Origin of the sequence: Amycolatopsis roodepoortensis (genome assembly GCF_024628825.1) — a bacterium.
In the GTDB taxonomy this organism is placed as follows: domain Bacteria; phylum Actinomycetota; class Actinomycetes; order Mycobacteriales; family Pseudonocardiaceae; genus Amycolatopsis; species Amycolatopsis roodepoortensis.
The window spans coordinates 6,930,825-6,948,328 of the sequence record NZ_CP102415.1; the positions used below are offsets into that span (position 1 = coordinate 6,930,825).

The 17,504-nt window shown below is 69.9% G+C and carries 18 protein-coding genes; 10 read left to right on the top strand and 8 right to left on the bottom strand.

Features of this window, described 5'->3' with window-relative positions; all coding sequences use genetic code 11:
- Nucleotides 1-27 precede the first annotated feature (27 nt).
- The gene (locus NQK81_RS33220; RefSeq protein ID WP_257484613.1) at nucleotides 28-948 is read right to left on the bottom strand and encodes a mechanosensitive ion channel family protein; all 921 of its coding nucleotides are present in this window, start codon (nucleotides 946-948) and stop codon (nucleotides 28-30) included.
- A 98-nt stretch (nucleotides 949-1,046) separates the two neighbouring features.
- Nucleotides 1,047-1,259: an FmdB family zinc ribbon protein gene (locus NQK81_RS33225; protein WP_016336811.1), complete on the bottom strand. Its 213-nt coding sequence runs from the start codon at nucleotides 1,257-1,259 to the stop codon at nucleotides 1,047-1,049.
- A gap of 50 nt (nucleotides 1,260-1,309) precedes the next feature.
- On the opposite strand from NQK81_RS33225, the gene NQK81_RS33230 reads away from it, so the two are divergent.
- Nucleotides 1,310-2,434 carry an alkaline phosphatase family protein gene (locus NQK81_RS33230; protein ID WP_257484614.1) on the top strand — a complete coding sequence of 375 codons (1,125 nt, stop codon included), beginning with the start codon at nucleotides 1,310-1,312 and terminating at the stop codon, nucleotides 2,432-2,434.
- Between the two features lie 4 nt (nucleotides 2,435-2,438).
- Here NQK81_RS33230 and NQK81_RS33235 read toward each other — a convergent pair whose 3' ends face one another.
- Nucleotides 2,439-3,002, bottom strand: a complete 564-nt coding sequence (locus NQK81_RS33235; RefSeq protein WP_257489902.1) for a class I SAM-dependent methyltransferase — start codon at nucleotides 3,000-3,002, stop codon at nucleotides 2,439-2,441.
- Between the two features lie 51 nt (nucleotides 3,003-3,053).
- Between NQK81_RS33235 and NQK81_RS33240 the strand changes: the two genes are divergently transcribed.
- Nucleotides 3,054-3,806, top strand: a complete 753-nt coding sequence (locus NQK81_RS33240; protein WP_257484615.1) for an AraC family transcriptional regulator — start codon at nucleotides 3,054-3,056, stop codon at nucleotides 3,804-3,806.
- Nucleotides 3,807-4,234: 428 nt separating this feature from the next.
- Nucleotides 4,235-4,522: an Rv1322 family protein gene (locus NQK81_RS33245; RefSeq protein WP_126732689.1), complete on the top strand. Its 288-nt coding sequence runs from the start codon at nucleotides 4,235-4,237 to the stop codon at nucleotides 4,520-4,522.
- 1 nt (nucleotide 4,523) lies between these two features.
- On the opposite strand, the gene NQK81_RS33250 is transcribed toward NQK81_RS33245, so the two are convergent.
- The gene (locus tag NQK81_RS33250; RefSeq protein ID WP_257484616.1) at nucleotides 4,524-5,066 is read right to left on the bottom strand and encodes a GNAT family N-acetyltransferase; all 543 of its coding nucleotides are present in this window, start codon (nucleotides 5,064-5,066) and stop codon (nucleotides 4,524-4,526) included.
- Here NQK81_RS33250 and NQK81_RS33255 point away from each other — a divergent pair.
- Nucleotides 5,065-5,802 carry an alpha/beta fold hydrolase gene (locus NQK81_RS33255; RefSeq protein WP_126732691.1) on the top strand — a complete coding sequence of 246 codons (738 nt, stop codon included), beginning with the start codon at nucleotides 5,065-5,067 and terminating at the stop codon, nucleotides 5,800-5,802. The genes NQK81_RS33250 and NQK81_RS33255 overlap by 2 nt on opposite strands.
- 110 nt (nucleotides 5,803-5,912) lie before the next feature.
- Nucleotides 5,913-7,121 (top strand): glycosyltransferase, encoded by a 1,209-nt coding sequence (locus tag NQK81_RS33260; protein ID WP_257484617.1) that lies wholly within the window; start codon nucleotides 5,913-5,915, stop codon nucleotides 7,119-7,121.
- Between the two features lie 46 nt (nucleotides 7,122-7,167).
- On the opposite strand, the gene NQK81_RS33265 is transcribed toward NQK81_RS33260, so the two are convergent.
- Complete coding sequence (locus NQK81_RS33265; protein ID WP_257484618.1) at nucleotides 7,168-8,004, bottom strand: phosphotransferase; 837 nt, start codon at nucleotides 8,002-8,004, stop codon at nucleotides 7,168-7,170.
- A gap of 135 nt (nucleotides 8,005-8,139) precedes the next feature.
- Between NQK81_RS33265 and ctaD the strand changes: the two genes are divergently transcribed.
- From ctaD to NQK81_RS33290, 5 genes are all read left to right on the top strand, one after another.
- Complete coding sequence (ctaD, locus tag NQK81_RS33270) at nucleotides 8,140-9,918, top strand: aa3-type cytochrome oxidase subunit I (protein ID WP_034308844.1); 1,779 nt, start codon at nucleotides 8,140-8,142, stop codon at nucleotides 9,916-9,918.
- Between the two features lie 88 nt (nucleotides 9,919-10,006).
- Complete coding sequence (gene serB, locus NQK81_RS33275) at nucleotides 10,007-11,236, top strand: phosphoserine phosphatase SerB (protein WP_192743188.1); 1,230 nt, start codon at nucleotides 10,007-10,009, stop codon at nucleotides 11,234-11,236.
- Nucleotides 11,233-11,991, top strand: coding sequence for a peptidyl-tRNA hydrolase (locus NQK81_RS33280; protein ID WP_257484619.1), 759 nt, complete (start codon nucleotides 11,233-11,235; stop codon nucleotides 11,989-11,991). Before serB ends, NQK81_RS33280 begins: the two co-directional genes overlap by 4 nt.
- Nucleotides 11,992-12,008: 17 nt before the next feature.
- Nucleotides 12,009-13,757: a serine/threonine-protein kinase gene (locus NQK81_RS33285; protein ID WP_257484620.1), complete on the top strand. Its 1,749-nt coding sequence runs from the start codon at nucleotides 12,009-12,011 to the stop codon at nucleotides 13,755-13,757.
- Nucleotides 13,758-13,768: 11 nt separating this feature from the next.
- The gene (locus tag NQK81_RS33290) at nucleotides 13,769-14,173 is read left to right on the top strand and encodes an OsmC family protein (protein WP_257484621.1); all 405 of its coding nucleotides are present in this window, start codon (nucleotides 13,769-13,771) and stop codon (nucleotides 14,171-14,173) included.
- 21 nt (nucleotides 14,174-14,194) lie between these two features.
- On the opposite strand, the gene NQK81_RS33295 is transcribed toward NQK81_RS33290, so the two are convergent.
- The 3 genes from NQK81_RS33295 to NQK81_RS33305 form a co-directional block, all read right to left on the bottom strand.
- A complete protein-coding gene (locus NQK81_RS33295) occupies nucleotides 14,195-14,548 on the bottom strand; it encodes a hypothetical protein (RefSeq protein ID WP_126732697.1) in 354 nt (117 codons plus the stop codon).
- A 57-nt stretch (nucleotides 14,549-14,605) separates the two neighbouring features.
- Nucleotides 14,606-16,663 carry an ATP-dependent DNA helicase gene (locus NQK81_RS33300; protein ID WP_257484622.1) on the bottom strand — a complete coding sequence of 686 codons (2,058 nt, stop codon included), beginning with the start codon at nucleotides 16,661-16,663 and terminating at the stop codon, nucleotides 14,606-14,608.
- A 125-nt stretch (nucleotides 16,664-16,788) separates the two neighbouring features.
- Entirely contained in the window at nucleotides 16,789-17,379 is a 591-nt protein-coding gene (locus NQK81_RS33305) for a biotin transporter BioY (protein ID WP_126732699.1), read from the bottom strand.
- Nucleotides 17,380-17,504 lie beyond the last annotated feature (125 nt).

Sequence of the window (17,504 nt, forward strand, 5' to 3'; positions counted from 1 at the left end):
GGACGCCCCACCCGCTCCCGTGGAAGGTCAGCGGTACTCCGGCGGAGGGGGCATGTTTCCACCGGGCGGCCGCTGGCCGGGATCCTGATGCTGGGGCACCTGACCCTGGCTGGGCGGGAACTGCTGGTGCTGCGTCGGCGCGTTCGGGTTCGCGGCGTGGTGCCCGGCGGACACCGGCTGGTGGACGGTCGTCCGCTCGGCGGGCACCCCGCCCGAGCGTCCGGCGTCCTCACGTCCGCGCTGGTAGGCCTCGGCCTGCGCCTTCGCGGCGGGGATCTCCGCCTCGGCCCGGCCGAGCCAGGTCTCCCAGCGCTGCTGCATCGGCTTGATGAGGCCACCGCCGACACCCACGACGGCGATACCGCCGATGGTGGCGAGCACGGTGATCAGCACCGGCAGCGTGACCGCGGTGGCGACACCGATCTGGTTCAGTGCGGCGATCGCGCCGAGGCCCCAGATGAACACCGAGGCGATGGTGGCGAGCACCTTGCCGTAGGAGACACCACCGAGGGCGTTGGCGACCAGGTCCTTGACCGCCTTGGCGATCGCGCCGGCGATCACCACGATGACGATCGCGACGATGGCGCGCGGCAGCCACGCGACGATGTCGTTGAGCAGCGCGCTCACCGGGTTCGGGCCGAACACGCCGAACGCGAACTGCAGGGCGATCAGCAGGATCGCGTAGTAGACGATCTTGCTGATGATGTTCGACGCGTCGAACTGGCTGCGCGCGAGCATCTGTTTGAAGCCCCCGCGTTCGAGGAGCCGGTTGAACCCGACCTTCTCGAGCACCATGCTCACGGCCTTCGAGAGCGCCTTGGCGATCAGCCAGCCGATGAACAGGATGACCAGGAACGCGAGCAGTTTCGGGACGAAGGTGGCGACCGAACTCCAGGCGCTCGACACGCCCTGACCGAAGTCGACGGCCGCCAGTGCTGATGTGGCCACTGGACTTTCTCCCTTCCCACCACTGGAGCTTCCAGACTGGTGGGAAGGGGGTACCCGCCATTCGGGCGATCACACGTTGCGCCACCCGAACGGGTGGGTCAACCGCAGCAGCCGCCTCCACAGCAGCCGCCTCCACCTGCGGGAACGGGGGCGGGGCCGGAAGCCGACCCGGTCAGCGCGACGGTCGTCAGCAGTTTGACGGTGTCCTGGTGGCCCTCCGGGCACGGGGCGGGCGCACCGGACTCGCTCATCGGCCGCAGCAGTTCGAAGGTTCCGGCGCATTCGCGGCAGCGGTAGGCGTAAGTCGGCATACCGGCATTATCCCATCTCCTTCCGGCCTCCGGGATGGCAAGCTGGCCGGGTGGAACTGCCTGTCGCGGCGCATGTGCCGCACCTCGGCCAAGTCGTCCCGTCCGTGCTCTCCGCCCTCGGCGCCGACGGGTTCGCGAACTCGTTGAGCCTGGCGGAGGCGTCCAGTGCCTGCGTCCTGCTCATCGACGGCCTCGGCTGGGAACTGCTGGCCGAGCACGCCGCCGACGCTCCCGTGCTCACCCAGCTGGCGAAGTCGCCGCTGCGGGTCGGTTTCCCGGCGACGACGGCGGCCGGACTCGGCGCGATCGGCACCGGGCTGGCGTCGGGGGAGCACGGCCTGGTCGGCTACAGCTTCGAGGTGCCGGGCACCGGCGTCCTGAACGCGCTGCGCTGGAGCAGCCATGTGGACGGCGGCGATCTCCGCGGCGCGCTGCCGCCGCGGGAGGTGCAGCCGCTGCCGACGACGTTCGAACGCGCGGCGGCCGCCGGGATCACGACGAGCGTGGTGTCCTCGGCGAAGTTCGCCGACACCGCGCTCACCCGCGCGACGCAGTCCGGTGCGCGTTACGTGGGGGTCCATGCGCTCGGCGATCTGGCCGCCTGTGTCCTGCACTGTCTCGACACTCGGCCCGCGTTCTGCTGGGGCTATCACAGCGAACTCGACATGCTGGGCCACATCTACGGGCCTGGTTCGGCGCCGTGGCGGATGCAGCTGCGTCAGGTCGACAGGCTGGTCGAGTCCATTGTGGACGGGCTGACGCCCGGCGCGCTCCTCGCGGTCGTGGCCGACCACGGCATGGTGACGGTCGAGGGCGCGCTCGACATCGACGAGACTCCGGCGCTGCTCGGCGGTGTCCGGGCGATCGGGGGCGAGGTGCGCGCGCGGCATGTCTACAGCGAACCGGGCGCGGAGGCCGACGTGCTGGCCGCGTGGCGCGAGGTCGTCGGTGAGCGGGCGTGGATCCTCCCGCGCGACGAGGCCATCGAGGCCGGCTGGTTCGGCCCGGTTTCCGACCGGGTGCGCCCACGCATCGGCGACGTGGTCGTGGCGTCGAAGGGCCGGTTCGGGCTCGTGCGGGAGCTGGCGGAGGCCGTCGAGTCCTCCCTGGTCGGCCAGCACGGCTCGCTGACCCCGGCCGAACAACTGGTCCCGTTGGTCCTCGCGCGCGGTTAGTGCGTCAGGCGGGCTTCCTGGCCGAGAATTTCACGCTGCGTTTCGGGACGTGGTCGACCTTGATGTCGCCGAACCCGGCGTCGGTGAGCCGGGGCCAGAGGGAAACCGGGTCGAGCGCGTTCATCGTGTCTCCGATGTGGAGCAGCCGGAACGGCAGGCTCTCCAGGCTGTCGATCGCGCGGAGGACACCGCCGGGGCGGAGCACGCGGAACGCCTCGGCGAAGATCGCGTCCTGCAACGCCGTCGTCGGTACATGGTGCAGCATCGTGAAACAGACGACCGCCGAGAACTCGCCGTCCTCGAAAGGCAATGCCGCTCCGTCACCCTGGACGATCCGCACCCGGCCGTCGAACTCCCGTTTCAGGAGGTCCGCCGACGCTTCGTCGATCTCGACGGCGGTGAGCCGGGGCACGAGGCTTTCGAGGGCGCGCGTGGTCGCGCCGAAGCCAGGGCCGATCTCCAGCACGGAGTCGCCGAGGTCGAAGCCGGCGACGTTGCCCGGCATCTCGTGGGCGACGGCCTTCGCCCACAGCGCGGAACTGCAGAGTTTGCGGTGCACCAGGTTCATCGGCATGAATCCGAAGCTAACGGTGACCGGTAGGCGATAGGCTGCCAACTGATGTCGAATATCGGACTCCTGCCGCCGATGTCGACGGCGATGGTGCTCGGCGAGATGGATCTGCCCGCGGGCACCTGGCTCCCGTGGCACGAGCACGACGGTCACCAGCTCGCCTGGGCGGCACGGGGGATCTTGAGCGTGAACGTCGGCGAGCGGTACTGGGTGCTGCCGCCGACGCGGGCGCTCTGGATCCCTGCCGGTGTCGTCCACCGGACCGGCGCCACCGCGCAGACCGTGTTGCGGGGGATCTACGCCGCCCGTGACCGGTGTCCCGTGAACTGGCCCGAACCGACGCTCGTCGCCGTCCGTCCCCTGCTGCGCGAACTGCTGGAGCACCTCGGCGCCGCCGACCTCGGCGACGACGCGCGCCGCCGGGCCGAGGCCGTCGCCTTCGACCTGCTCGAACCGGTGGACGTCGTGCCGATCACCGTGCCGATGCCGTCGGACGGACGCGCGCTCGCCGTCGCGCGAGCGGTGATCGCCGATCCGGCGGACCGCCGCGTTCTCGCGGACTTCGCCCGCGAGGCGGGCGCGAGCGAACGCACCCTCGCGCGCCTGTTCCTGACGGAGTGCCGCACGACGTTCGGCGCGTGGCGGGTGCAGGCCCGGCTGCGCGCGTCCTTGCCGCTGCTGGCCGAGGGCATGCCGCTGACCGCGGTCTCGCGCCGGATCGGCTACTCCTCACCGAGCGCGTTCGTCGCCGCCTTCCGCCGGGCGGTCGGTGTGACGCCCGGCGCCTACTTCGGCGGCTAGCCGCGAGTTACGCCTTCCATCACGCGAGTTACGCCTCCAATCACGTGAGTTGCGCCTCCAATCACGTGAGTTGCGCCTGCGATCACGCGAGTTCCGTCTTCCGTCACGCGTGATCGGGCGGCCGACGCGTGATCGGATGGCCGACACGCGTGATTGGGCGGCCGACACGCGTGATCGGATGGCCGACATGCGTGATTGGGTGGCCGACGCGTATCCGCGGCCCGGTTCCACCACGTGCCGCCCCTCCGGTCACGTGATGGCCGCCGGATCACGCGTGATCGCAGGCGGAACTCGCGTGTCTGGAGGCGGAACTCGCGTGACGGGAGGCGTAACTCGCGTGACGGGAGGCGTAACTCGCGAGTTCGAAAGGCGGGACGTACACCGAGCGAGCGGGATCACACGGCATCCGGCCGTATACCGTTTCGGGCGTGCCACGACGTAACCGGCCCGAACGCGGTGGACGCCCCGACCTCGGCGCGTCGACCGGCTGGGCGCGTTCCGAATCCGCCGCCGACGGCGACTGGCTGGTGCGCACCGTGCCCGGCGCGCAGGCCACCAAGGACTACCGCTGCCCCGGTTGCGATCACGAGATCCGGCAGGGGACCCCGCATGTGGTCGCCTGGCCCGCCGACGACACCGGCGGGGTCGCCGACCGCCGCCATTGGCACAAGGCGTGCTGGGGCGCGCGGTCCAGGCGCCGTCCCGGACGCTGGTGACTCAGCGCCGCATGTGCAGTGAGGGCGCTCCCTCGAACTCCTCCTCCGTGTGGATCTTGAAGCCGAGCCGCTCGGCGACCCGGATCGACGGTTCGTTGGCCACCATGATGTTGGCGATCACCGGGACGTCGGGGATCTCCCGTTCGGCCCATTCGACGACGGCGGCCGCCATCTCCGTCGCGTAGCCCTTGCCCCAGGCGAACGGCCAGAAGCGGTACGCGAGGTTCAGCACGCGCTCGCCGTTCCATTCGTGATACCGGACGCCGCCGAACCCGACGATCACCTCGGGATCGTCCAAAGCGGACACCGCGAGATAGCCGAATCCGTGCTCGGCCCAATGCTTCATCCAGGCGTCGTACAGCTCCCGCGCGCCCTCGACGGTATGCGGCACGCCGTTGAACTTGTTCGTCTCCGGATCGGCCTGCAGCGCGACGATGTTCTCGCGGTCCGTCTCGCGCAGCCTCCGCAGCAGCAGCCTCTCCGTCTTGATCTCTGTCAGCACGGATCTGACGATAGCCCCAGGGTGCGACAGAATCATCGCCATGAAGGATCTCCCGCTGGTACTGCTGCACGCCTTCCCCGTCGACGCCCGCATGTGGGACGCGGTCCGCGCGCCGCTCTCGGAACGCCTGCGGCTGATCACGCCCGACCAGCGCGGCCTCGGCCGCAGCCCGCTGCCGGAAACCGACCGGGAGCCGGATCTGGACGACGCCGCCCGCGACGTCGTGGCGCTGCTCGACCGGCTCGGCCTCGACAAGGTCGTCCTCGGTGGCTGCTCGATGGGCGGCTACCTGACGATGGCGGTGCTGCGCCTGGCACCGGAGCGGGTGGGCGGCCTCGTGTTCATCGACACGAAGGCGACGGCCGACACCCCCGAGGCCGCGCAGGCCCGGCACGACGTCGCGGCCAGGGTGGAAGCGGAAGGCACCGCCTGGATGCCCGAAGCCGTCACGCCCGGATTGCTCGCCGAAAAGGCCAGTCCGGAAGTGGCCGAACGGCTTCGTGAACTGATTACGACGCAACCGCCGTCCGGCGTGGCGTGGGCGGCACGCGCGATGGCGGCGCGGCCCGATTCACTCGAAACGCTGCGTTCGGCGGACGTGCCGGCGTTGGTCGTGGTCGGCGAAGAGGACGGCCTGACTCCACTGGCGGAGGCGAACACCCTCGTGGAAACACTCCCGGACGCGACCTTGGTCGTGTTGCCGGAGGTCGGGCACCTGACACCGCTGGAGGATCCGGCCGGAGTCGTCGAAGCGATCTTGGGCTGGTATCCCGCGTAAAAACGTTTCCCCTGCCCCTTCCAAGGTATAGCGGACCCCGGGGCTTGCGGCAAGCCCCCATTCCCGGTCCACAATTCGTGCCTTCACGTTTTTGCCGAAGGGGGATTCCCATGCGTGTACTCCTGTCCACTATCGGGACGAGGGGTGAGGTGCAGCCACTGGTGGCCTTGGCGGTGCGATTGCGGGAACTCGGCCAGGATGTCCGGCTTTGCGCGCCGCCCGATTTCCGCGGCTGGGCCGAAGGCCTCGGGATTCCTTTCGCGCCGCTGGGTCCGGAACTCCGGCCGACCGCGAAGCCGGATTCCGCCATGACCAAGGCGATGGCCACACCTGAGGGGCGGCGGGCGATGGCCGAGGCCATGGTCGTCGGGCAATTCGAGACGATGCCGGAGGTGGCCGAAGGCTGCGACGCCGTCGTCGCGGGAATGGCCTTGAACATCGCCGCGCATTCGGTGGCCGAGCGGAAAGGGATTCCTTATTTCTTCACCGCCTATTGCCCGATAACGCTGCCTTCACTGCACCATCGTCCGCCCGTTTTCCCGGGCTGGGCACCGAAGAATCCCGATGCCGCCATCCCGGCCCTGTGGGCGGACGACGCGGAACGGTGGAACGCGCAATGGGGCGGCGTGCTGAACGCGCGGCGGGAAAAGCTCGGTCTCTCACCGGTCGACGACGTCCGCGGGCATATCTTCACCGAATCCCCGTGGCTGGCCGCAGATCCGGTGCTGGCGCCGTGGCGGGGGCCATCGGCGCTCGACGTGCACCAGACCGGCGCCTGGCTCCTGCCGGACCACAGTCCGTTGTCCCCGGAGCTGGAGGCCTTCCTCGACGACGGGGAACCCCCGGTCTACTTCGGATTCGGGAGCATCCGCGCCCCGGAGGAGATCGCGAAGGCGATGATCGAGTCGGCGCGGGCGCACGGGCGGCGGGCGATCGTGTTCCGCGGCTGGACGGAGCTGGCGCTGATCGACGACGAACCCGATTGCCTCGCCATCGGGGACGTCAACCAGCAGGCGCTCTTCCCGCGGGTCGCCGCGGTCGTCCACCACGGCGGCGCCGGCACGACGACGGCGGCGACGCGGGCCGGGGTGCCGCAGGTGCTCGTCCCGCAGATGTTCGATCAGCCGTACTTCGCGCAGCGGGTCGGGGAACTCGGGGTGGGGACGTCGATCACCGGTGAGCCCTCCGCCGAAGCGCTGACGCTCGCTCTGGACGAGGTGCTGCGTCCCGGTGTCGCCGAACGGGCGCGTCAGGTCGGTGGTGAGGTGCGGACGGACGGCGTCGACGTGGCGGCCGAGCTCCTGATCTCCAGCGTTTAGTCCTCTCGATGCGGTAGTTGCGCGTGCAAGGACCGCATTCAGAGGACTAAATGCGGGAGAAGTAGCGCTCCAGGGCGGCTTCGGCCTCGGGGAGCCGCTCCGGGAACCGCCGCGCGATCACGAATCGCCAGGGGATCTCGAACAACCGCCGCAACGCGATGAACGGCTCCAGCGACGCGGGCGTCACATCGGCCGGGTACGCGGCCAAAGTCTCGTGCCCGGCCTCCGCGAACAGCACGCCGAGGTCCCACCCGAGCGGCCCGCGCCAGGTGTCCTCGAAGTCGAGCCAGCACGGTCCGGCCGCCGTCGCGACGACGTTCCCCCGATGGGCGTCACCGTGCAGCGGCCGCGGCTCGGTGTCCGGCAGCGCGGCCGCCACCCGCTCGAGTTCCCCGTACAACCGGGGTGCCGCGTCGCCAAGGAGAGCCCCGTTCCGGTCGAGCAGCGTCCGGAGTTCGCGGACCGGCCCGAGTTCGGGCAGTTCACCGGGGTAGTCCGCGAGCGCGTCGTGCACCCGGGCGAGCGAAAGAGCCACCTCGCGCGGCGACAGCGTGTGCCCCGGCTCGTGCGGGGTGTAGTGCCAGAGAGTGACCGGGAGACCGTCGGCGAAATGCGGTCCTGCCGGGGGATCCGTGGTCGGTGAGACGACGAGCACACCACGTTCCGTGAGGTACCGCGACAGCTCGACGTCGCGCCTGAGCCAGTCTTCGGGCGAGGGCCGCGCGAAGCGCGTCGTGCCGGGCACCCGCGCCACCACCGGACCCAGTCTCACCAGCACGTTCGACTTGAAATGCAGGACATCGGGGGCGCCGGTCGGCAGCCCGTACCGGGCACCGACGGCGACGGCCGCGGCCACTCCCGCGCGGGTGTGTTCGTCGGTCACGGCGCGATCTTGCCAGCCGGTGCGCGCGACTGTCGGTAGTGAGGGCTACGATCCCCACTAGCCGCCGGAGTGGGTCCCGAATCCGCCCGGCGACCGCAAATTGACCACCACAAGGTTTGAGTGTTGGAGGCAGGAGTGACGGCCGTAGCCCCCAAGCCGATCGCCACGCGCCCGTATCCCGCGCGCGAGTCGGTTAAGGGTTCGTACCTGCTGCGGTTGTTCCGCACGACGGACCACAAGCAAATCGGCATCATGTACCTGGTCACGTCGTTCGCCTTCTTCATGGTGGGCGGCGCGATGGCGATGCTGATCCGCTCCGAGCTGGCGCGTCCCGGGCAGCAGTTCCTTTCGCAGGAGCAGTACAACCAGCTGTTCACCATGCACGGCACGATCATGCTGCTGCTGTACGCGACGCCGATCCTCTTCGGTTTCGCGAACTTCATCCTGCCGCTGCAGATCGGTTCGCCCGACGTCGCCTTCCCGCGGCTGAACGCGTTCTCGTACTGGCTGTACCTCTTCGGCGGCCTGATCGTGATGTCCGGCTTCCTGACCCCGGGTGGCGCCGCCGACTTCGGCTGGTTCGCCTACACCCCGCTGTCGGACGCCATCCACTCGCCCGGCGTCGGCGCCGACCTGTGGATCTCCGGTCTGGTCGTCTCCGGTCTCGGCACCATCCTCGGTGGCGTCAACATGATCACCACGGTGGTCTGCCTGCGCGCCCCCGGTATGACGATGTACCGGATGCCGATCTTCACCTGGAACATCCTGGTCACCAGCATCCTGATCCTGCTGGCGTTCCCGATCCTGACCGCGGCCCTGATGGGTCTGCTGGCGGACCGGCATCTCGGGGCGCACGTGTTCGACCCCGCGAACGGCGGCGTGATCCTCTGGCAGCACCTGTTCTGGTTCTTCGGCCATCCAGAGGTCTACATCGTCGCCCTGCCGTTCTTCGGGATCGTGTCGGAGATCTTCCCGGTCTTCAGCCGCAAGCCGATCTTCGGTTACAAGGGCCTGGTCTGGGCGACGCTGGCGATCGCCGCGCTGTCGGTGGCCGTGTGGGCGCACCACATGTACGCGACCGGCGCCGTGCTGCTGCCGTTCTTCTCCTTCATGACCTTCCTGATCGCGGTCCCGACCGGCGTGAAGTTCTTCAACTGGATCGGCACGATGTGGAAGGGCCAGCTGTCCTTCGAGACGCCGATGATCTTCTCGATGGGCTTCATCGTCACGTTCCTCTTCGGCGGTCTGACCGGCATCATGCTGGCCGCGCCGGCGATCGACTTCCACGTGTCCGACAGCTACTTCGTCGTCGCGCACTTCCACTACGTGCTCTACGGCACGATCGTGTTCGCCACGTTCGCCGGGATCTACTTCTGGTTCCCGAAGATCACCGGCCGCATGATGGACGAGAAGCTCGGCAAGTGGCACTTCTGGACCACGTTCATCGGCTTCCACGCCACGTTCCTGGTGCAGCACTGGCTCGGCGCCGAAGGCATGCCGCGCCGGTACGCGGACTACCTGCAGTCCGACGGGTTCACCACGCTGAACACGATCTCCACGATCGGTGCGTACATCCTCGGTGCCTCGACGCTGCCGTTCATCTGGAACGTCTTCAAGAGCTACCGGTACGGCGAGATCGTCACGGTGGACGACCCATGGGGCTACGGCAACTCGCTCGAATGGGCGACGTCCTGCCCGCCGCCGCGGCACAACTTCACCGAGCTGCCGCGGATCCGGTCCGAGCGGCCGGCGTTCGAGCTGCACTACCCGCATATGGTCGAGCGCATCCACAAGGAGGGTGAGATCGGCTTCTTCGGGAAGCAGAAGGTCAACACCCACCGCGCGCCGTCCCAGGTGCTCACCGAGGCGGCCATGCCGGGTGACCACTCCAAGGACAACTCCAGCGAGAAGTGACCCGATAAGCGGAATCGGCGCGTGCCTTGCCTCACACAGGGGCAAGGCACGCGCCTTTTTCGTGGCCGGCTGAGGGAGACTGACCCCCGTGACGCAGACACCAGTTCTCATCACCACCACCGGTCCCGACAAGCCGGGTGTGTCCTCGGTGCTGTTCGCCGTGCTGTCGCGCCACGACGTCGACGTCCTCGACGTCGAGCAGGTCGTCATCCGCGGCCAGCTGGTGCTCGGCGTGCTCGCCGGCGTGTACCGCGACCCCGAGGGCCTGCAGGAATACGTAGAGCAGGCGATGGCGTCGGTCGGGATGGAGGTCGAGGTGAAGATCGGCTCGGCCATCGGCGCCGACCCGTTCGCCATCGGCCAGAAGGACTCGACGCATGTCCTGCTGATGCTCGGCCGCCCGGTGACGGCGCGGGCGTTCTCCGACGTCGCGCGCCGCCTCGCCGCGCTTGACGTCAACATCGACTCGATCCGCAGCGTCGCCGACTACCCGGTGACCGGGCTGGAGCTGTACGCCTCGCTCGCCCAGGACACCCCGGAGGCCGACGCCGCGCTGCGCACCGCGCTGGCGGACGCCGCCGTCGAGGCCGGGATCGACATCTCGGTCGAGCGGGCCGGGCTGGCCCGCCGTGCCAAGCGGCTGGTCGTCTTCGACGTCGACTCCACGCTCATCCAGGGCGAGGTCATCGAGATGCTCGGCGCGCACGCCGGCGTCGAACCGCAGGTCCGCGAAATTACCGAGGCCGCGATGCGCGGCGAGCTGAACTTCGGCGAGTCGCTGGAGCGCCGGGTCGCGCTGCTGGAGGGGCTTCCGGAGACGGTGCTGGACGAGGTCGCCGCGTCCATCGAGCTCACCCCTGGCGCGCGCACGACCATCCGCACGCTGAAGCGGATGGGCTTCCGCTGCGGGGTCGTCTCGGGTGGTTTCACCAAGATCATCCAGTCCCTCGTGGACGACCTCGGCCTCGACTTCGCCGCCGCGAACGAACTCGAAGTGGTCGACGGCAAGCTCACCGGCCGGGTGGTCGGGGACATCGTCGACCGCGCGGGCAAGGCGGTGGCGCTGCGCCGGTTCGCCGAGGAGTACGAGATCTCGCTGGAGCAGTGCGTCGCCGTCGGTGACGGCGCGAACGACATCGACATGCTGTCGGTCGCCGGGATGGGTGTCGCCTTCAACGCGAAGCCGGCGCTCCGCGAGGTCGCCGACACCGCGCTCTCCCACCCGTACCTCGACGCCGTGCTGTTCCTGCTCGGGGTCACCAGGGGCGAGATCGAGGCGGCCGACGCGGCCGACGGTCTCGAACTTTCCCGGCCATGAGCGTCCTGGAACCGCTGGCCGCGCGCTACGCGTACTGGCTGGGACTGCCCGCCGAAGACACGGAAGACACCTCGGACGAGGATCCCGCCGAGGTCCGGGCGATGCCGGTGATCCTGCGGATGGAACGGGCCGAACCGCCGTCCCGCACCGCGTTGCTGGAGGCCGCGGCGGCCGCCGCGGTCGCGGTCTGCCTCGACGAACGCGCCTTGCCCGAAGGCGAATGGCACGAGCCGCTCAAGGCGTGGGTCGACGGCCGGATCCGCAAGGTCGCCCGGCGGGCGCGCGGCGCGCACTGGCGCGCGGTCCAGGAACTGCCGGGGATCACGATCGAGGTCGACGGCGCCGAGGCGCGGGCCTTGCTTCCCTGCCGCGTCGTCGAGACGCCGAAGGAGGTCTCGCGCTTGCAGATCTCCGGGAGCGAACTCCCGGCCGACGAGCCGGGACCCACGCCGGACGGTATCCCGCGGCTGCTGCTGAACCCCGAGGTCGCGATGACCGTCGGCAAGGGGGCGGCCCAGGTCGGGCACGCGACGATGATCCTCGCCGCACTGCTGGACGAGGCCGAACGGGCGGCCTGGGCCGAGACCGGGTTCCGGTGCTCGGTGCGGACACCGCCGGTCGCGATCTGGAAGGCGCTTTGCCCGGTCGAGGATCCCGAAGGCTCGTGGCGCCGTGACGGTGTCGTCGCGGTCCGGGACGCCGGTTTCACCGAAGTCGATCCCGGAACAGTCACGGTCATAGCCCAAAGGGCTTAGCCTCCTATACTCCCCGCATGGGTGACCGGCTGATCGCCGGGCGCTATCGCTTGGAGGAGCGGATCGGCGCCGGGGGCATGGGTGTGGTCTGGCGTGCCACCGATCTGGACCTGGGCCGGGTCGTCGCCCTCAAACGCTCACAGGCCGGGGACAGCGGCCAGATCCGGCGCGAGGCGCGGATCGGCGCGGGCCTGCATCACCCGAACGTGGTCACCGTCTTCGACGCCGTGAACGACGGCGACGACCGGTGGCTCGTCATGGAGTACCTGCCTTCGCGCAGCCTCGCCGACGTCATCGACTCCGACGGGCCGCTGCCGCCCGGCAAGGTGGCCAAGATCGGGGTCCAGCTCGCCGCGGCGCTCGCGGCGATGCACGAGAAGGGCATGGTCCACCGCGACCTCAAACCGGGCAACGTCCTGGTGGCCGAGGACGGTACGGCCAAACTCACCGACCTCGGCATCGCGCAGTGGGCGGAGGTGACCCGAACCGGCGGCGGACTCGACGTCGGGACCCCCGGCTACGTCGCGCCGGAGATGGCCGAAGGACGGCAGGCGGGTGCTGCGGCGGACGTGTTCTCGCTCGGCGCGACACTGTTCGCCGCCGTCGAGGGCACGTCGGTGTGGGGAGACGCGAGCGTCGGGCCGTTCGTCCAGCTCCGGCGGGCGACGTCGTACACGCTGGAGCCGATCCGCCGGGCCGGACCGCTGGCGCCCGCGCTGATGGAGCTGCTGCGGCGCAAACCCGCCGGACGGCCGGACGCCGTCCGCGCCGCCGAGCTGCTTTCCGAGGTCGCGGACGTCGTCGTTCCCGCGCGGGTACGACGTATCCGGGTGACCAGGCGCGCCATCGCGATGGCGGTCGTCGCGGCGGTACTGGTGCTGACCGCGGGCTTGGTCTACGCCACGAGGGAACCGGCGTCGATCGCGGCGGGTCCGCCGTCCGAGCTGATCGGTGACCGGCGGTCGGCGGATCCTTGCGCGCTGGTGGAGCCGTCCGTGCTGAACCACCTCGGATCCCCCGAACTGGACAGTGCCGGCGGCAATTTCAACTCCTGTGGTGTCCGGCTGCGCCTGAGCCCCGACGAGGACGACATCGTCGACGTCCGCCTCGAACTGACGACGCCGACGTCGCCGCTGCTGGAGAAGCCGGTGCCGGGGAAGCTGATCGTGCGCGAGATCCCAAGCGACTCCGAGGACAAATGCGCACGGGGCATCCCGCTGCCGGACGGCAACCAGGTGTGGGTGCACGCCCGGCACATCCGGAACTGGCACGCGCATCTGTGCGATTACGTCGATCCGGTGGCCACGCACGCGGTGAGTGTGCTGAACCGGCAGCCGGTCGAGCGGCGTCCCGCGCCCTTCCCCGCCGGTTCACTCGGCACTCTCGACGCCTGCGCGCTGGGTGCGGACCTGCCGGAGGCGATCGTCGGCGGCCCGTCCGCTCCGGATCCGGTCTTCGGCAACTGGGAGTGCTACTGGAACCACCGCGAGACCGAGGTGACGATCCGGTTCGAACGGGAGCGGGCGCCGTTCGGGGACGGCGGCAGACGGGTCGCTCTCGGATCGCGGGAAGCCTTCGTGGAGGTCGCGCCGGAGTGGAAGGCTTGCCAGGCCGAGATCCCGCACCGGACCTTCACCGGCGACGGTCGTGCCATGATCGAGACGGTGGAGATCTACGTGGCGGACAAGGTCAAGCAGCCGCCCGAGATGTGCCCGGCCGCGGAACGGCTCGCCGGCGAGATCGCCCCCAGGCTGCCGCCACTCTGAAAGGGAGAACCGTGTCTTTGGAAGTCCAGCGCGACGGTGAGCACCGCTTCATCGGCCGCAACGAACGCGGTGCCGAGGTCGTGATCGGCCGCAAGGGCGCCGAGGGCGCCTTCTCACCCGCGGAACTGCTGCAGATCGCGGCGGCGGGCTGTTCGGCCGTCACCGCCGAGAACCTCATCACGCGCCGGATCGGGGAGGACTCGAAGTTCCGGGTCGGCGTGACCGCGGACCGGCGCGAAGGCGCTTCGGAGCTCGACGCCGTCCACGTGGCTTTCGACGTCGACGTGTCCTCGCTGCCCGCCGCGGATCGAGAGGCGCTCGCCGCGGCGGTCGATCGCGCGATCGAACGGTTGTGCACGGTGAGCCGGACGTTGAAGAAGGGCATCCCGGTCACGGAGAGCTTCCCGGCCGAGTAGGCCCCTTCAGCGCACCTGGGCTCAGTGTTTGGCGGGGTGGCCTTCGGCGCTCCAGACCACGTACGCCTCGTCGGCGTCGGTGGTCATGGCCTCGATGAACTTCTCGTTGTCGAAGCCGGGCAGCGTCTGCAACCGCTCGATCAGCGCGTCGGCGGCCGGGTCGCCGCTGGGGATCGCGGTGCCCTTCCCGTCGGCGCCGGCGAGCATGAAGAAGACGTCTTCCTTCCACGGGCCTTCAGGGATCACTCTGACCACCACCGCGGACAGCTCGGACCACGTGACGGCTTCTTCGCTGCCGTCCGCGAGCTGGCGCCGCACTCCGGTGTCATCGACGCTGACGGTCCGGGATTGTGCGTTGGGCGACTCGTGGGACAACCGGTTCTCCCTGTCTTCGGCGTTCCGTTAACGGTACTCGGCCGTGTTCCAGGCCACTCAGGCCGGGGCGGCGGCGTCGAGGCGGCGTAGCGCGTCGCGGGCGACCTTCGGGTCCATGGTCGGCCAGAACGGCGGCAGCGAGGCGCGCAGGAATCCGCCGTAGCGGGCGGTGGCCAGCCGCGAGTCCAGGATCGCCACGACGCCGCGATCGCTGACCGAACGGTGCAGCCGTCCGGTGCCCTGCGCGAGCAGCAGCGCCGCGTGCGTGGCCGCGACGGTCAGGAAACCGTTGCCGCCCCTGGCTTCCACGGCTCGTTGCCGGGCCGAGGAGACCGGGTCGTCCGGGCGGGGGAACGGGATCCTGTCGACCACCACGAGCTGGAGCGACGGACCGGGCACGTCGACGCCCTGCCACAGCGAAAGCGTGCCGAACAGGCAGGTGCGCGCGTCCTCGGAGAACTTCTGCACCAGCAGGCCGGTGGCGTCGTCACCCTGGCAGAGGATCGGCAGGTCGAGCCGCTCCCGCATCTCCTCGGTGGCCTGCTTCGCCGCGCGCATCGAAGAGAACAGGCCGAGCGTGCGCCCGCCCGCGGCCTCGATCAGCTCGGCGAGCTCGTCCATGGTCGAGGGCTGCAACCCGTCCCGGCCCGGCGGCGGCAGATGTTTGGCCAGGTACAGGATGCCGTTGCGTTTGTGGTCGAACGGCGAGCCGACGTCGAGGCCGGTCCACTTCGGGCCGTCCGCGTCGTCACTGTCGGCGGGGGCGGCCTTGTCCGTCGCCGCGCCGGGTGCCTTCTCGACGCGCATCCCGCCGGGCGGGAGACCCCACTGGCGGGCCATCGTGTCGAACGTGCCGCCCAGGGTCAGCGTCGCCGAGGTGAGGACGGTCGTGTGCTGGTTGAAGACCCGCTCGCGCAGCAGACCGGCGACACCTAGCGGAGCGACCTTCAGCGCGGGCGGGCGCGGGTTCGTGGAGAAGCGGTCCCCGGTCAGCCAGACGACGTCGCGCTGATGCGCCTTGTCGTCGTCGAAGGCCTCCAGGAGCCGGACCGCGGTGTCGTGGACCTCTTCGAGCAGCGACCGCGCCAGCTTGCGGGCGGTGGCCTCGTCGACGTCCTCCTTGCGATCCTTGCCGAGCGCGGTGAGGCAGCGATGCGCGGCGTCACGGACCGCTGGGATCGCGCCGGTGAGGGCCTGCGGCAGCGAATCCATCCGGCCGGAGGGCAGGTCGTCGAGGATCAGGGCCAGCCCGTCGCTCGCTTCCAGCAGCTGGTCGGCCACCTCGTCGTCGACCAGCTTCCCGCAGCGCCGCGCGGCGGCGGAGACCATGCCGCTGGTCAGCTCGCCGGTCGCCACGGAGGTCACGCGGTCCACCAGGTCGTGCGCCTCGTCGATGATCACCAGGTCGTGCTCGGGGAGCACCTGGTAGCCCTGCAGCGCGTCGATCGCCAGCAGCGCGTGGTTGGTGACCACGACGTCGGCCTTGCCCGCCTCGGCGCGGGACCGCTCGGCGAAACAGTCCGTGCCGATGGGGCAGCGTGACGCGCCAAGGCATTCCTTGGCCGTGACCGACACCTGCCGCCACGCCTGGTCCGAGACGCCGGGGACGAGCTCGTCGCGGTCGCCGGTTTCGGTGTCGGACGACCATTCCCGCAGCCGGGTGACCTCCTTGCCCAGCCTGGAGACGGCGAACGGGTCGAACAGCTGCTGATCCTCCGGCTCGTCCGGGGCGCCGGAATCGAGCCGGTGGAGGCAGAGGTAGTTACGACGGCCCTTGAGGATCGCGAAGGTGGGCTCGCGGCCGAGGGGCTTCTTCAGCGCCTTCGCCAGCCGGGGGAGGTCTCTGTCCACGAGCTGGCGCTGCAGCGCGATGGTGGCCGTGGAGACCACGACCGTGGCCTCCTTCTCGACCGCGTGGCGGATCGCGGGTACGAGATAGGCCAACGACTTCCCGGTGCCCGTGCCTGCCTGGACGGCCAGGTGCTCGCCGGTGCGGATGGCCCGGCCGACAGCGTCCGCCATCTTGACCTGGCCCTCGCGCTCGGCACCGCCCACGGACTCGACCGCGTGGGTCAGGAGTTCGAGGACACCGGGGAAATCAGCACGGGAGGGCACGGGACAAGACGATAGCCGGGGGCACCGTCAAGATCGTCCGCCCCGTGCGATGAAAGGTCCCTTGCTCGCGAAATTTGCGAGCAAGGGACCTTTCATCACGGCTTGTGGGGTGGTGAAAGGGCCGGTCACGACTCCTTACGGAAGCGGGAAACCAGCGCCCAGGTGCCCGGAAGCAGCGCCGCCGCGACGGCGATCTTCAGCGCGTCGCCGATGAGGAACGGCACGACACCCTTCTCCAGGGCGGTCGACAGGCCGAAGCCGGTCGACGCCATCAGCCACGGCACACCGACCGAGTAGATGGCGAGGTTGCCCAGCACCATCGTGCCCGCCGTGCGCAACGGCGTGCGGTCACCGCCGCGGCCGGCGAGCGCGCCGACCAGCGCGCCGGCGAGCACGAAGCCGACGATGTAGCCGGCGCTGGCGCCGAACAGGCCGGAAGAACCGTTCTGGAACCAGCCGAACCCGGCGGCGCCGACGGCGAGGTACAGCGCCATCGACAGCGCGCCGCGCTTCCAGCCGAGCGCGGCGCCGACCAGCAGGGCGGCGAACGTCTGGCCGGTCATCGGCACCGGGGAGCCGGGCACCGGGATCAGGATCTGCGCGGCCGCACCGGTCAGGGCGGCCCCACCGGCGACCAGGACCGCGTCACGGGCCAGTGCGCCGGGAACGAGGTCGGCGAGGACCGGACGGCGACCGGCCACAGACAGCGAAGACACTCAGACCTCCTATGAGTACACGAATGTGAACCGAGGTTAACGCCAGACGACGGGCCGCGGACCGAATGTCGGCCACCTCACGGTCATCGAGCGTCCACTCGTCCGGGTGGCATGACCCTGCACGG